Consider the following 15,672-nt stretch of genomic DNA (forward strand, 5'->3'; position numbering starts at 1 on the left):
ATGAAAATTACAAGAAAATCGAATATAAAAAGACGAAACAATTAGTACATTCTTTAAGAATGAATAACGTTTCGTCTTCCTTTCTCAATCATAATCTTTAATATTCATTTTTAACTTTACGGAAACTAGTAAATAAGCGTAAACCGTTTATCGCGAATGAAGTAAGCGCACCTAATTTACGTAATTTTGATGGTGACTTAATAGATACATAAAAATCGATGATTGTACCGATAGCACTTAGACCCAATGATAAATATACCATTTGTTTATTTTTAGCATCGTGACGTATTCCATTATAACCGTCGACGATGAAACCTGCCATGTTAAATAAGTTAGATAAACGTACAGCGCCAGTTTGTTTTGCCATAAAAAATTCCCTCCGAATGATATCTTTGCATGAAAAGCATACGCTCATAAATGATTGATATATTGTTATACTCAAAATTATCCATTTTGAACTCAATCACTTCATCATTTAATTTATGATAACATAATACTAAATATAAAAAGCTTTTTGAAGTAATAAAGAATAGGGTAGGGTGTTTATTCGAATGATTAAATGTGTTTGTTTAGTTGAAGAGAAAGAAAATCAAATTTTACTCGTTCAAGTTCGTAATAGAGACAAATATTATTTCCCGGGTGGTAAAATCGATGAAGGTGAAAGCTATGTTGAGGCGTTACAACGAGAACTTAAAGAAGAGTTACGCCTCGATTTGGCTGAAACTGATTTAGAATTTATAGGCACCGTTGTTGGAAAGGCATATCCTCAACCAGATACGCTTACTGAATTAAACGGATTTAAAACGACAAATGCTATTGATTGGTCCAGTATAACTGCTGACAATGAAATTACTGATATTAGATGGTTTAATATCAATGATTCAGAGAACATAGCACCTGCCGTATTGACTTGGATAGACCAATTTTCTAAAAAAGCTAAAGGCTAGGTGAAAAATGTGTATTTAAAAGCATATGAACCGGAATTATTTGAGCAAGTCGAAAACTTAGAAATTCTAGAAAGTGACTATAAATTTACGAAATCACCAGTTGAAAACATCAAATCGGCTAATCAAGATAGTGATAGACATCCTACGTTAGTTATGAATAATGAGTCGTGTATCGCGTTTTTCACTTTACACGAAGGAAATGGGCCTAAACCATTCACTGATAATCCAAAGGCCATTTTCTTTAGATCATTTAGTGTTGATCAACGTTATAGAGGACAAGGCATAGGTAAGAGGACCCTTGAAATATTGCCTGCATATATTAAACAACATTATCCATGCATTAATGAAATTACATTAGCAGTAAATACAGATAATGAGAAAGCAATCAATTTATATGAGCAAGCTGGTTATCGCCACACACATGAAAGTGAATTAATAGGGCGACCTGTTTACGTGATGTCGCTAAAAATTTAATCATAATAATAAGACCCCAATGCTAAGAGAATAAGGCACTGGGGTCTTTAAATATATTAATCATTCTTAAGATGTTGTGATTGAGTAGAATTTTTACGTTTTTTATTTTTAATCATCAAAGCAGTTACCCATGCAGTTATTGGAATACTGAGTGCAACTGCAATGCCTCCTAGTAATATCGACACAAATTCTTGAGCGAAAATTTTAGAATTAATAATATGTCCAAAAGAATAATGTAATTTAAAGAACCAGAAAAATAAAGTTAATTGACCCCCAAAATATGCTAAATAAATAGTATTGGCAGAAGTAGCTAAAATTTCTCTACCTACTCGCATGCCAGAAGTGAATAGTTGTCTTTGATTTAGTTCCGGATTGGTCTCGCTTAATTCATACATTGGTGAGCTAATTGTAATGGCTAAATCGATTACAGCGGCTATAACAGCCAAAACGATTGTAAAAACCATAAACTCTATCATATCAATACCAATATTCATTGAATACACATATGTTTCATCTTGTTGTTCTGTCGCAAACCCTTGAAGATGACCTACCTTAACCGATAGGAAAATAACTAGTATCAATATGAGTGTCGTAATTATTGTACCGATAAATGCTGCTTGTGTTTTAACGTTATAACTATTTAACACGAATAAGTTCACAGCAGCAATAACTATGCAGAAGATAAAAGTTACTAAGTAAATCGGTACACCAAAAATTATTAAAATGATACTAATAATAAGTATGATGAAGTTTAAAAATAGTGTGAAGAAAGAAATGAGACCTTTTTTTCCTCCGAAAATTATCATTAGCACCAAGAGTAATAAGCCTAAAATTGTTATCGCACTCATTGTTTAGCACCTCTCAATTTTAGCAATACTTCCATTAATGCAATGGTAATAGGAATTGTTAACACAATGCCTATGCCACCTGTCATGGCTCTAGCAACTTCTAATGACCAATTCATTGAAATGGTGTAAGTGATTGTATTAGCATTTTTCAAATAAATTAGAAACATTGGTAAACTTCCAGACAGATAAGAAAAAAGTAAGATGTTGGTCATTGTACCCATAATATCTTGGCCAATGTGACGTCCCGCAAGCGCCCAACGACCCATTGTTATATTTGGAGTACGTTGAAGAATTTCATACATTCCACTTGAAATCGTAATGGCTACGTCCATAATAGCTCCGAGCGTTCCAATTAAGACGGAAGCGAGAAAGACGTCTTTAGGAGGTAGTGTAAGGAAGGTCATTGTTTCATACTTAATCCCGTTACCACCTGTCATTTTAATCACTAATTCTGTAATTCCAACGCAAAGAAATGTACCAATGAGTGTACTTACTATTGTGACGAGTGTACGCATGTGCCACCCAGTTACAAGTAATAGGGTTAACGTTGTCGAGACAATAATCGCGATCGTCATTAATAGGAATAAGTTGATTTGCCCATTTTGATTGTGTATATAGATTGCCCCTATGACGGCAATTGTATTGATGATTAGTGATAATATTGATTGTAAGCCAACTTTTTTACCAACGATGAGTACTGTGAGTAGGAAGATTCCTGTTATTGCCACAACCAAACCATCACGTTTTTTCTCTATAATATTGGCATCACTAGGTTTCTTAGAAATATGTAATAACACTTTGTCATTTTTGGAAAATGACTCCGAGTCCGCTTGAGATTTTACATATTGGTGGTCAATCGTTGCTGTTTGACCTTTAAATTTACCATTCAAAATTTCTAAAGTGAGTTTTTCTTTATATTTAATATCTTTATTGTGTTGTTCATCCGTAATTTTTTCAGTGTGAATAGGATGTACATTTGTAATTTTTCCTATCGGCATATTGTAAAATTTATCGTTAAAAAACGTAAATATAAATAAGCCAAGAAAGATGCAACAAAAAATTATAATCATCCAACTGAAAGGCTGTTTAAAAAAAGATTTGAACTGCATATTTGAACCTCAATTCTCAATTTAGTGTATTAAATTGACATAGTGATTATACGCCCATTAATCAATGATTACAAAAATTTATAAAATGAGTTAATTGAATGATTCGTCGGATTTTATAAATAAAGCGAGTGTGATTAACGATGTGTTCAACTAAAATTGAGCCGTTTGATTAATCATAGTATGAATATAATGCCATACTAAATCTATATCTTTTTTCTTATTATCATATTTAGTGATGGCGCATATTGTTCTTTTTAATTCAGTATGTGAAAGAGGGATTTGGACCCAATCTTCGCTTTCGTTAAGATGAATATTTTCATTGCTAATAATAAATCCTTTATTTTGACGCACGAGATACTGAGCAAGTTGTTTATTCGATAATGTATACACATTTGCTTTAATTAATTGTTCGAGTTTCTTTTTTATTGAGTTGGCGAAAGGCATGAGACAATATAATGATTCATTTTCAAGTTGAGTTAAAAGGGGTTGAGTTGTCAAAGTAATGGGATGGTCTTTAGGCGCATACATATGATATTTCTCTTCGAATAAAGGTGTGACATGAAGTTCTGTCTGTGTTGTTATATCCTTAGTCATTTCAATAAGCCCTATATCGAGTTGGCCCGAATTTACTCGATCTACAATGTGATTATGTTTCAAGAGTTGCGGCGTTATAATACTCTCACTTTGTTGCTCAAAGGATTGTACTAGTGGCAACATCATTTGTGAAATGTCGCCTTCTTCGTAACCAATATAAATCGTCCGTTGATCTGTAGAAGCTTGCTGTTTGAATAATTGAATCGTGTGGTCCATTTGTTTGAGAATTTGAGTAGCTTGAGACATGAGTTTCTTTCCCTCGGAGGTGAGGATGATATTCCTACCACTTCTTTTAAAAAGGGTTACGTTCAACTCTTTCTCAAGTTGTGTGATTTGACGACTTACCGCTGACTGCGCAATGTTTAATTCTAAAGCGGCATCTGATATATGTTCACGACGTGCCACTTCTACAAAGTATTTAAGTTGTTTAATCTCCACAATAGCCACTCCTTATTAATTGACGAAAAATTCTAAAATTTAAAATGGTATAAGTGTATTATAGCAGTAATTTGAGTAATTGTTCTATTTTTTAGATGAGTTATATCTAATTTATATATTGAACAGATAAATATATTACATTATAGTAATTATTATCAAACTAAAATTGTCAGAAAATTCTAATAAGAGGAGTGTGCATCATGTACAATGAGAAATTAAAAAAAGGTTTATATGATTATCGTGAAGAGCATGATGCGTGTGGTATTGGATTTTATGCCAATATGGATAATAAAAGGTCTCATGATATTATTGAAAAATCTTTAGAAATGTTACGTCGGTTAGACCATCGAGGTGGCGTTGGTGCTGACGGTATCACTGGTGATGGTGCGGGCATAATGACTGAAATTCCATTTAAGTTTTTTGATCAATTAGATGAAATTAATATTCCCGGCGAAGGTAACTATGCTGTGGGATTATTTTTTTCTAAAGAAAAAGTTAAAGATTCGATTCATGAACCCATTTTTAACTCATATTTCGAAAATGAAGGTTTCAAAGTTATTGGTTATCGAGATGTCCCTGTAAATACTAATGCGATAGCTAAACATGTTGCTGATACAATGCCTTACATTCAACAAATCTTTGTAGATATTAGAGGCGTTGAACATGTTGAAAAACAATTATTTTTAGCGAGAAAACAGATTGAGAGATATGGAGAAGAGCAATCACTGGAGTTATATTTCACAAGTTTATCCAAGAGGACAATTGTTTATAAAGGTTGGTTACGCTCTGATCAAATCAAAGAATTATATTTAGATCTTCAGAATGAAACGTTTCAATCTAAATTAGGATTAGTGCATTCAAGATTTAGCACAAATACTTTTCCCAGCTGGAAACGTGCACATCCTAACCGAATGCTCATGCATAATGGTGAGATTAATACAATTAAAGGTAATGTGAATTGGATGAGAGCACGCCAAAATAAATTGGTTGAGACGTTATTTGGAGATGAAAAAGATAAAGTTCATTTCATAGTAGATGAAGATGGAAGTGATTCAGCTATTGTGGATAATGCGCTTGAGTTTCTTTCATTGGCTATGGAACCTGAAAAAGCAGCAATGTTATTGATTCCAGAACCTTGGTTATATAACAAAGCTAATGACAAAAATGTGCGTGCTTTTTATGAATATTATAGCTATTTAATGGAACCATGGGACGGTCCAACGATGATTTCATTTTGTAACGGCGATAAAATTGGTGCGCTTACAGATAGAAATGGTTTACGTCCAGGCCGCTATACGATTACTAAAGATAACTTTATTGTATTTTCTTCTGAAGTTGGTGTAGTTGATGTGCCGGAAGAGAATGTCGCTTTTAAAGGACAACTTAATCCAGGCAAATTGTTACTCGTCGACTTTTTACAAAATAAAGTAGTCGAAAACAATGACTTAAAGGCAGATATAGCTAGCGAATTACCTTATCAACAATGGTTAGAAACATTTAAAATTGATGATCGCTTTGATCGAATAGATTATGAGCCGTCTGATTGGGATGAACATACGTTATTTCGTCTGCAAAAGCAATTTGCCTATACTAAAGAAGATATAAATAAATACATGGTTGATTTAGTTAGTAGCAAAAAGGATCCTATTGGAGCGATGGGGTATGACGCACCAATTGCTGTTCTTAATGATAAGCCAGAATCATTATTTAATTATTTTAAACAATTATTTGCGCAAGTCACTAACCCTCCTATCGACGCTTATCGAGAGAAGATTGTAACGAGTGAAATGTCATATTTAGGTGGAGAAGGTAATTTACTTCATCCTGATGAGACAGCGCTACAACGTATTCAATTGAAGAAACCTGTTATTACTGAGGCACAACTTGCTTCCATAGACTCAAGTTGCTTCAATGTAACCCATCTATCAACGGTGTATACAGGGGAGCTTGAAAGTGCATTAAACTCACTTGGAGAACAAGCAATTGAAGCAGTAAAATCCGGTGCTAAGATTATTGTGCTAGATGATCAAACACTTGTCTCACAGGAAGGTTATGCGATGCCAATGTTACTTGCTCTTAGTCATGTTCATCAGTTACTGATACGTGAAGGATTGCGAATGGATACAAGTCTTGTAACTCTAACAGGTGAAACTAGAGAGGTACATCATGTGGCATGTCTACTTGGATATGGTGCTAATGCAATCGTACCTTATCTTGCGCAACTTACGATTGAACAATTGACACTTAAAGGACAGTTATCTGGTTCAGTAATTGAGAACGTAGAAACGTATACACGCGTATTATCAGAAGGTGTCATAAAAGTTATGGCGAAAATGGGAATTTCAACTGTGCAAAGTTATCAAGGGGCGCAGATTTTTGAAGCAGTTGGATTATCTCAAGATGTTATAGATCGTTATTTTACTGGAACACAGTCAAAAATATCTGGAATAAGTATTGAACAAATCGACAATGAGAATAAAGCGCGACAAAGTAATGCAACAGATTACTTAGAATCAGGTAGTACATTTCAATGGAGACAACAAGGTCAACATCATGCATTTAACCCTCGTACAATCTTTTTACTACAACATGCTTGTAGAGAAAATGATTATGAACTGTTTAAAGAATTTTCAGAGGCAGTCAATGATAAACGTACAGATCACATACGTCATCTGTTAGAGTTTAAAAAACAAAAAGCCATTGATATTAGTCGTGTGGAGCCGGCAAGTGAAATTGTGAAAAGGTTTAATACTGGTGCTATGAGTTATGGTTCAATTTCAGCTGAAACGCATGAAACTTTGGCACAGGCGATGAATCAAATTGGTGGTAAAAGCAATAGTGGTGAAGGCGGAGAAGATCCGTCTCGATATGAATTGCAAAAGGATGGAAGTAATAAGACGAGCGCAATTAAACAAGTTGCGTCCGGACGATTTGGTGTAACGAGTGATTATCTCCAACATGCAAGAGAGATTCAAATCAAAGTAGCACAAGGCGCTAAACCAGGGGAAGGTGGACAATTACCAGGGTCAAAGGTCTATCCGTGGATAGCTGAAACAAGAGGTTCAACGCCGGGTATAGGATTGATTTCTCCTCCACCACATCACGATATTTATTCTATAGAAGATTTAGCTCAACTTATTCATGATTTAAAAAATGCGAATAAAGAAGCGGATATTGCAGTTAAATTAGTTTCTAAAACAGGTGTAGGAACCATCGCTTCAGGGGTAGCTAAAGCATTCGCCGATAAGATAGTCATTAGTGGTTATGACGGAGGTACTGGGGCTTCACCAAAGACCAGTATTCAACATGCTGGAGTTCCTTGGGAAATAGGATTAGCGGAAACACATCAAACATTGAAATTAAATCATTTACGTAGTCGAGTGAAGTTAGAAACAGATGGTAAGTTACTCACTGGAGTAGATGTAGCGTACGCTTGTGCGCTTGGAGCGGAAGAGTTTGGATTTGCGACAGCCCCACTTGTTGTATTGGGATGTATCATGATGCGTGTATGTCACAACGATACATGTCCAGTAGGAGTTGCTACGCAAAACAAAGATTTACGTGCGCTATTTACAGGTAAGGCGCAACATGTAGTCAACTTTATGTATTTCATTGCTGAAGAACTACGAGAAATTTTAGCTTCTCTAGGTCTAGCGACAGTAGAGGAGTTAGTAGGTAGAACAGATTTACTACAGCGTTCTTCTAAGTTAACTTCTGGAAGCAAAGCTGCAGCAATTCAAATAGAGAATCTTATCGAACAGTCTGAAGGACCTAATACGAAACAAATAATGCAAGATCATCACTTAGATATCGGCTTTGATTTGAATTATCTATATCCAGATGCTAAGCACAGTATTCAAAATGGACATTCATTCACAGGAAGTTATGTGGTCAACAATGAACAAAGAGATGTAGGCGTTATCACAGGTAGTGCCATTGCACGTCAATACGGAGAAGAAGGCCTTCCTGAGGATACAATATTCGCTTATACAGAAGGGCATGCCGGCCAAAGTCTTGCTGCTTATGCGCCACACGGTTTGACGATTCATCATACTGGTGATGCGAATGACTATGTAGGTAAAGGTTTATCAGGTGGAACAGTTATTGTTAATGCGCCAAATGAAGAGCGAGAACAAGAAATTATCGCAGGTAATGTAAGTTTTTATGGAGCATCAAGAGGAAAAGCTTATATAAATGGTAAGGCGGGAGAACGTTTTTGTATTAGAAATAGTGGCGCTGATGTTGTGGTAGAAGGTATTGGAGACCACGGACTAGAGTACATGACTGGTGGACATGTCATTATTTTAGGAGATGTTGGTAAAAACTTTGGCCAAGGTATGAGTGGCGGCGTAAGTTATATCTTCCCATCAAGTATTGAAGAATTTAAAAAGGTCAATGCACTAGAAACTCTTGAATTTAGTGAGGTTCGCTATGATGAGGAAAAAGCATTAATTAAAGAGATGCTTGAAGCGCATTATAAACATACACGTAGTACGAAAGCACGACAAATTTTGAATCAATTTGAAAATGTAAGCCAATATGTAGTGAAAGTCATACCGAAAGATTACAAATTGATGATGCAAAAAATTGATTTACAAAAACGACGAATAGAACAAGTAGATGAAGCGACACTCGCAGCATTTTATGATGATAGGAAAAGTATTGAAGAAGAATTACAACCAGCAGTAGTTTATTAAAAAAGTGGGGGATAATCATGGGCGAATTTAAAGGATTTATGAAATATAATAAACAGTCTTTATCAGAATTGTCTTTGGTAGATCGTCTTTCTGGTCATGATGCGTTTCAACAACGCTTTACTAAGGAAGATGCCTCCGTTCAAGGTGCACGCTGTATGGATTGTGGCACACCATTTTGCCAAACAGGACAGTTATATGGAAGAGAAACTATCGGCTGTCTTATTGGAAATTATATACCAGAGTGGAACGATTTAGTATATCATCAAGACTTTAAAACGGCTTATGAAAGATTGAGTGAGACAAATAATTTTCCGGAATTTACTGGACGTGTATGCCCCGCGCCATGTGAGAATTCTTGTGTCATGAAAATCAATAGAGAATCCGTTGCAATTAAAGGTATTGAGCGTACTATTATAGATGAAGCTTATGATAATGGTTGGGTTAAACCAAAGTATCCTGAAGAACGTAAAGAGCAAAAAGTTGCAATAGTAGGAAGTGGACCTGCAGGACTTACAGCTGCTGAAGAACTCAACATTAAAGGGTACCAAGTGACCGTGTTTGAAAAAGCACATGAACCAGGTGGCTTATTAATGTACGGTATCCCAAATATGAAATTAGATAAAGATGTAGTACGTCGTCGTATAGCGTTAATGAAAGAGGCAGGTATAGAGTTTAAAACAAGTGTTGAGATTGGCGTTGATATTAGTAAAGAAGAGCTTGAAGATGCATTTGATGCAATTGTTTTATGTACGGGTTCGCAGAATGCGAGAGATTTACCTTTAGAAGGACGTATGGGCTTTGGTATTCATTTTGCAATGGATTACCTAACTGAACAAACACAATATCTCAATGGAGAAATTGATGAAGTTTCTATTACTGCTAAAGATAAAAACGTTATTATCATAGGTGCAGGTGATACAGGCGCCGACTGTGTAGCGACTGCATTGCGTGAAAACTGTAAATCAATCGTACAATTTAACAAGTATACTAAGCAGCCTGAAGAAATTACCTTTGAAAGTAATACATCTTGGCCTTTAGCCATGCCTGTATTTAAAATGGATTATGCGCATAAAGAATATGAAGCAAAATTTGGTAAAGAACCAAGAGCTTATGGGGTACAAACAATGCGCTATGATGTAGATGGTCTTGGTCGTGTGAGAGGATTGTACACTCAAGTGCTGCAAGAGACATCTGAAGGCATGGTAATGTCAGATGGTCCAGAACGTTTTTGGCCAGCTGATTTAGTCTTATTATCAATTGGTTTTATAGGAACAGAAACAACTATTCCTCATGCGTTTGGTATTAAAACTGAACGTAATAAAATAGTTGCTAATGACATTGACTTCCGAACTAATCATCCTAAATTTTTTGCAGCTGGAGATGCTCGTAGAGGTCAAAGTTTAGTCGTATGGGCAATCAAAGAAGGTCGCGCTGTAGCACGATCTGTTGACCAATATTTAAATAAAAAAATTCTGGTGTAGACACAAAATAATTATATTGACTTTTAATGAACGCTATTATATGATTGTTATTGTGTTCATTGGAGGAATACCCAAGTCCGGCTGAAGGGATCGGTCTTGAAAACCGACAGGGCCTTAACGGGCCGCGGGGGTTCGAATCCCTCTTCCTCCGCCATTAGAATTAAAATCCAAGACTAATAGATATAAAAGGCAAGTACTTATTTTAATGAGTATTTGCCTTTTTTATTTTGCTTTTACCCTCCTCTAACTGAATTGCTCATACATACAAATAGAATTTTTTTAAATTTATCGATTTTTATATATTAGCAATGTGCCTATCATTTCGAAATTTTGAGTTCATTAAAAGAGTAATCTAAACTCATATATAAGTTGTTGATGAAATTTTTACGCTTGCAAAGGGATATGAAATTATAGTATTATAAATCTTACCGTGCTAGGTGGGGAGGTAGCGGTTCCCTGTACTCGAAATCCGCTTTATGCGAGACTTAATTCCTTTCTTGAGGGCGCATTTTTGTGAAGTCTGCCCGAAGCACGTAGTGTTTGAAGATTTCGGTCCTATGCAATATGAACCCATGAACCATGTCAGGTCCTGACGGAAGCAGCATTAAGTGGATCCTCATATGTGCCGTAGGGTAGCCGAGATTTAGCTGTCGACTTCGGTAACGTTTATGATATGCGTTCGATACAAAGGTGCACGGTATTATTATGAGATTTAAGCAAATATCACATAGATAAAAGGCTGGGACATATCAGATTGTCGTAGCCTTTTTTATTTTGGCAGTAGTTAACTGATCTGGAAATATGTTTGAACCGAGCTTCTCATACTTCTAAACAACTTTGTCAGCTAGCCTCTACTAGAGATGAATTATAAAAAATTTTATATACAAACCAAGTTGGAGTGGGATAGTGAAATTAATTTTTTACAAATTTAAATTTCTATCCCACTCTTCTTTCATTAAATAGATTAATTTTCAATAATTTGTTAAGGTTATAACGAACTAAGCAAATAATATATAACGTGTATTGATATATCATTAAAAAGTTGATAGAAAAATTGGAGGATACATGCAAATATTTTTAAGTACTTTAACTGAAGTTGATTATGAACGATCACTTGATAGCATTGAACAAAATTATGATCAAGACCCAGAGATGAGTTGGAAAGAACGTGCCAGAGTTAAGAATCTCAGAAAATCCGAGAATTATAATTCTGAATTAGAAGTTATTGCTAAAAATGATACGAACGATGTCATTGGCCATGTCTTATTAGGAGAAATTTTATTAGTTTCTAATAATCATCAAACTACTGCACTAGCAGTTGGAGCTTTATCAGTACAACCAGATGTGCGTGAACAAGGACTAGGAAAAGCTTTAATGCAAGCAGTAGAAGAGCGTGCCAAAGCTGAAGGGTATCCAGCAATTTTTGTTCATTGCTATACTGAATTTTTCAATCACATAGGATACGTTGATGCGAAACAATACGATATTGTTATGGAAGAATTAGGTAACGATGATACCTTAAGTGTGAAATTTTTAACTTCAGACATAGCATCACTTCATGGTATGACTGTTATGTTACCTGAAGTATTTGATTAATTTTTTCATTGAAAAGAATTGTTACGAACATGATATAATGATGAGTAATTGTTAATGGAGGTGTTACAGTGGATTACCAAGCTTTGTATCGAATGTATAGACCGCAAAGTTTCGATGATGTTGTTGGACAAACACACGTCACGAAAACGTTACGTAATGCCATCTCTAAAGGTAAACAATCACATGCTTACATTTTCAGTGGACCCAGAGGAACTGGGAAGACAAGTATCGCAAAAGTGTTTGCCAAGGCGATTAATTGCCTTAATAGCGATGATGGAGAACCTTGTAATGAGTGTGCGATTTGTAAAGGTATTACTCAAGGTACAAATTCTGATGTGATTGAAATTGACGCGGCGAGTAATAACGGTGTGGATGAGATTAGAAATATAAGAGATAAGGTGAAATACGCACCAAGTGAATCCAAATATAAAGTATATATTATAGATGAGGTACATATGTTAACGACGGGGGCGTTCAACGCCTTACTTAAAACTTTGGAAGAGCCTCCTAGTCACGCGATATTTATTCTAGCGACTACAGAACCACATAAAATTCCTCCTACTATTATCTCTCGAGCACAACGTTTTGATTTTAAAGCGATTAGTATGGATCAAATTGTAGACCGCCTAAAGTTCGTAGCTGAATCACAGTCACTAGAGTATGACAATGCAGCATTAGAATTTATTGCTAAAACTTCAGAAGGTGGTATGCGTGATGCTTTAAGTATCATGGATCAAGCGATTGCTTTTGGGGACGAGCGTTTGACACTACAAGATGCATTAAACGTGACTGGTAGCGTTGATGAAGCGGCATTAAATGATTTGTTCAAAGATGTTGTTGAGGGGAATGTCAAAGAAGCTTTTGGTAGATATCATCACTTTATTTCAGAAGGAAAAGAAGTGAATCGACTTATTAACGACATGATTTACTTCGTTAGAGATACGATAATGATAAAAACATCAAATGAATCAATTGAATATGATGCTTTAGTTAGTTTTGAATTAGACACACTATATCGTATGATTGATATCATTAATGATACACTTGTTTCAATTCGTTTTAGCGTTAACCAAAACGTTCATTTTGAAGTGTTACTAGTTAAACTTGCGGAAATGATTAAAGCGCAACCACAGACTGTTCAGAATATGGCTACAACAGCTGTAGCTACTGAACCTGATAATGATGTACTGCTTCAACGTATGGAGCAACTTGAAAATGAATTAAAAACACTGAAAGCGCAAGGTGCTTCGAATAGTGGTCAAACACAACAACCGAAGAAACCTACACGTACAGTTCAACGCTCTAAAAATGCATTTTCAATGCAACAAATAGCTAAAGTATTAGATAAAGCTAATAAAGAAGACATAAAATTATTAAAAGACCACTGGCAAGAAGTGATTGATCATGCTAAAAGTAATGACAAAAAATCATTAGTAAGTTTACTCCAAAACTCAGAACCAGTGGCAGCGAGTGAAGATCATGTGTTAGTTAAGTTTGAGGAAGAGATTCATTGCGAAATTGTAAATAAAGATGATGAAAAGCGTAACAATATAGAGAGTGTAGTTTGTAATATAGTAAATAAAACGGTAAAAGTCGTTGGTGTACCTTCGGATCAATGGTTAAGAGTTAGATCTGAATATATTCAAAATCGTAACGCTAATGGTGAAAATAACAGCGAGTCAGGAGAGGCACAACAGCCAGCACAAGTTGATGTGGCCCAAAAGGCTAAAGATTTATTTGGTGAAGAAACAGTACATATGATAGACGAAGACTGATACATGACAAGCAATATATTCGTATGTATAATATAATAAAAGCTAATTTTTAATAGAGACTGTTTAATTTCAAGGAGGAAATGATATTATGCGCGGTGGCGGAAATATGCAACAAATGATGAAACAAATGCAAAAAATGCAAAAGAAAATGGCTCAAGAACAAGAAAAATTAAAAGAAGAACGCGTTGCTGGAACAGCTGGCGGCGGTATGGTTACTGTAACAGTTACTGGCCATAAAGAAGTTGTAGATGTAGAAATTAAAGAAGAAGCTGTAGATCCAGATGACGTTGAAATGCTTCAAGATTTAGTATTAGCTGCTACTAATGAAGCGATGAATAAAGCTGACGAGTTAACTCAAGAACGTTTAGGTAAACATACTCAAGGCTTAAACATCCCTGGAATGTGATAACACATGCAATATCCAGAACCAATTTCTAAACTTATAGACAGTTTTATGAAACTGCCAGGCATTGGACCTAAGACGGCTCAACGTCTGGCTTTTCATACTTTAGATATGAAGGAAGACGATGTTGTTCAATTTGCTAAAGCATTGGTAGATGTTAAAAGAGAACTTACTTATTGTAGTGTTTGTGGTCATATCACTGAAAATGACCCTTGCTACATTTGCCAAGATAAGCAACGTGATCGTTCGGTCATTTGTGTTGTTGAAGATGATAAAGACGTTATAGCGATGGAGAAAATGCGCGAGTATAAAGGTTTATATCATGTTCTACATGGTTCGATATCACCAATGGATGGTATAGGGCCAGAAGATATTAACATCCCAGCATTAGTTGAGCGACTAAAAAGTGATGAAGTTAAAGAACTTATTTTAGCAATGAATCCCAACTTAGAGGGAGAATCTACAGCAATGTATATTTCGAGATTAGTGAAGCCAATTGGTATTAAAGTAACACGTTTAGCACAAGGACTATCGGTTGGTGGAGATTTAGAATACGCAGATGAAGTTACGTTATCTAAAGCGATTGCTGGTAGAACCGAAATGTAGATTTAAAATTAATAAGAACGGGCTATAAATACCCAAAGGAGTAATAGCGCAAAGATGTTGTGAATTAGAAATCATCTTTGTGCTTTTTATTTTAATAATAGGGATTCTATAGATTCATGTTTTTGGTGTAAATTCTCAGCTAAGTTTTCCAAGAGTTGCTTATATGTGATTTTTAAATAGCATACGTAATTGGTTAGTAATTAAGGGGGTGAAAATTTTAGATATATTATAAGTTTAAATTTTATGTCCTTGAGTTTTTCCTAAATAAGAGGAAATAATTCATTAAACGTAGCGTAGAGAGGATAATGCATTTATGTTTTATAACTAAAACGGCTGACATTATTAAAGTAGTTGAGACTATGAAACAATAATGAAGTAACTAACTTCAAAAAAAATAAAATTTCTTTAAAGTTTGTGAAATGGCTATAGTAAGATTGTATAATTTATCGCAAAGTTCATTTTTGTCTCTAAAAACGATAGTTATTTCGATATAAAATCATAAAGTTCGGTTATTGGAGGTATAGTGTAGTGATTTTGTTAAGCTAGTGTAAATTTTACTGTTGTTAAAACTCTCTAAAGCCTGTATAGTATTTATTTGTTGAGCGAAACAAATCAACTTAATTCTAAAAAAAGACAATAAAATTAATTATAAAAAGTTATTGACTTCATTATCAATAAAGCGTATAATTAATTCTTGTCGGTAA

General features: G+C 35.0%; 12 protein-coding genes, 1 tRNA gene and 1 other RNA gene. 10 read left to right on the forward strand and 4 right to left on the reverse strand.

The genetic code is table 11. From position 1 onward, the window contains the following. Positions 1–97 precede the first annotated feature (97 nt). Complete coding sequence (locus HMPREF2706_RS05545; protein WP_002434052.1) at positions 98–367, reverse strand: hypothetical protein; 270 nt, start codon at positions 365–367, stop codon at positions 98–100. A 184-nt stretch (positions 368–551) separates the two neighbouring features. On the opposite strand from HMPREF2706_RS05545, the gene HMPREF2706_RS05550 reads away from it, so the two are divergent. Together HMPREF2706_RS05550 and HMPREF2706_RS05555 are read left to right on the forward strand one after the other, a co-directional pair. Next, a complete protein-coding gene (locus HMPREF2706_RS05550; protein WP_030061240.1) occupies positions 552–947 on the forward strand; it encodes an NUDIX hydrolase in 396 nt (131 codons plus the stop codon). Between the two features lie 9 nt (positions 948–956). Beyond that, a complete protein-coding gene (locus HMPREF2706_RS05555) occupies positions 957–1,421 on the forward strand; it encodes a GNAT family N-acetyltransferase (RefSeq protein WP_049428474.1) in 465 nt (154 codons plus the stop codon). Positions 1,422–1,477: 56 nt separating this feature from the next. On the opposite strand, the gene HMPREF2706_RS05560 is transcribed toward HMPREF2706_RS05555, so the two are convergent. The 3 genes from HMPREF2706_RS05560 to gltC all read right to left on the reverse strand — a co-directional run bounded on the left by HMPREF2706_RS05560 (position 1,478) and on the right by gltC (position 4,410). Continuing rightward, the gene (locus HMPREF2706_RS05560; protein ID WP_030061236.1) at positions 1,478–2,269 is read right to left on the reverse strand and encodes a YibE/F family protein; all 792 of its coding nucleotides are present in this window, start codon (positions 2,267–2,269) and stop codon (positions 1,478–1,480) included. Next, complete coding sequence (locus tag HMPREF2706_RS05565; protein WP_030061234.1) at positions 2,266–3,378, reverse strand: YibE/F family protein; 1,113 nt, start codon at positions 3,376–3,378, stop codon at positions 2,266–2,268. Before HMPREF2706_RS05565 ends, HMPREF2706_RS05560 begins: the two co-directional genes overlap by 4 nt. A 150-nt stretch (positions 3,379–3,528) precedes the next feature. Continuing rightward, positions 3,529–4,410 carry a glutamate biosynthesis transcriptional regulator GltC gene (gene gltC / locus HMPREF2706_RS05570; RefSeq protein WP_049428473.1) on the reverse strand — a complete coding sequence of 294 codons (882 nt, stop codon included), beginning with the start codon at positions 4,408–4,410 and terminating at the stop codon, positions 3,529–3,531. 200 nt (positions 4,411–4,610) lie between these two features. Here gltC and gltB point away from each other — a divergent pair, with 200 nt between their 5' ends. The 8 genes from gltB to recR all read left to right on the forward strand — a co-directional run bounded on the left by gltB (position 4,611) and on the right by recR (position 14,968). Continuing rightward, positions 4,611–9,107: a glutamate synthase large subunit gene (gene gltB, locus HMPREF2706_RS05575; protein WP_070862239.1), complete on the forward strand. Its 4,497-nt coding sequence runs from the start codon at positions 4,611–4,613 to the stop codon at positions 9,105–9,107. Positions 9,108–9,124: 17 nt separating this feature from the next. Further along, the gene (locus HMPREF2706_RS05580) at positions 9,125–10,588 is read left to right on the forward strand and encodes a glutamate synthase subunit beta (RefSeq protein ID WP_070862240.1); all 1,464 of its coding nucleotides are present in this window, start codon (positions 9,125–9,127) and stop codon (positions 10,586–10,588) included. Positions 10,589–10,649: 61 nt separating this feature from the next. Continuing rightward, positions 10,650–10,742, forward strand: a tRNA-Ser gene (locus HMPREF2706_RS05585). A gap of 274 nt (positions 10,743–11,016) precedes the next feature. After that, an RNA gene (gene ffs / locus HMPREF2706_RS05590) (signal recognition particle sRNA large type) lies at positions 11,017–11,286 on the forward strand. Between the two features lie 367 nt (positions 11,287–11,653). Beyond that, positions 11,654–12,184: a GNAT family N-acetyltransferase gene (locus HMPREF2706_RS05595; protein ID WP_030065378.1), complete on the forward strand. Its 531-nt coding sequence runs from the start codon at positions 11,654–11,656 to the stop codon at positions 12,182–12,184. Positions 12,185–12,252: 68 nt separating this feature from the next. Continuing rightward, on the forward strand, positions 12,253–13,959 hold the full coding sequence (gene dnaX / locus HMPREF2706_RS05600) for a DNA polymerase III subunit gamma/tau (RefSeq protein WP_030065376.1): 1,707 nt from the start codon (positions 12,253–12,255) through the stop codon (positions 13,957–13,959). Positions 13,960–14,047: 88 nt separating this feature from the next. Then, on the forward strand, positions 14,048–14,365 hold the full coding sequence (locus tag HMPREF2706_RS05605; protein WP_002434018.1) for a YbaB/EbfC family nucleoid-associated protein: 318 nt from the start codon (positions 14,048–14,050) through the stop codon (positions 14,363–14,365). A gap of 6 nt (positions 14,366–14,371) precedes the next feature. After that, positions 14,372–14,968 (forward strand): recombination mediator RecR, encoded by a 597-nt coding sequence (gene recR / locus HMPREF2706_RS05610; RefSeq protein WP_002434514.1) that lies wholly within the window; start codon positions 14,372–14,374, stop codon positions 14,966–14,968. Positions 14,969–15,672: the final 704 nt, after the last annotated feature.

Source organism: Staphylococcus sp. HMSC067F07, assembly GCF_001837405.1.
GTDB lineage: Bacteria > Bacillota > Bacilli > Staphylococcales > Staphylococcaceae > Staphylococcus > Staphylococcus capitis.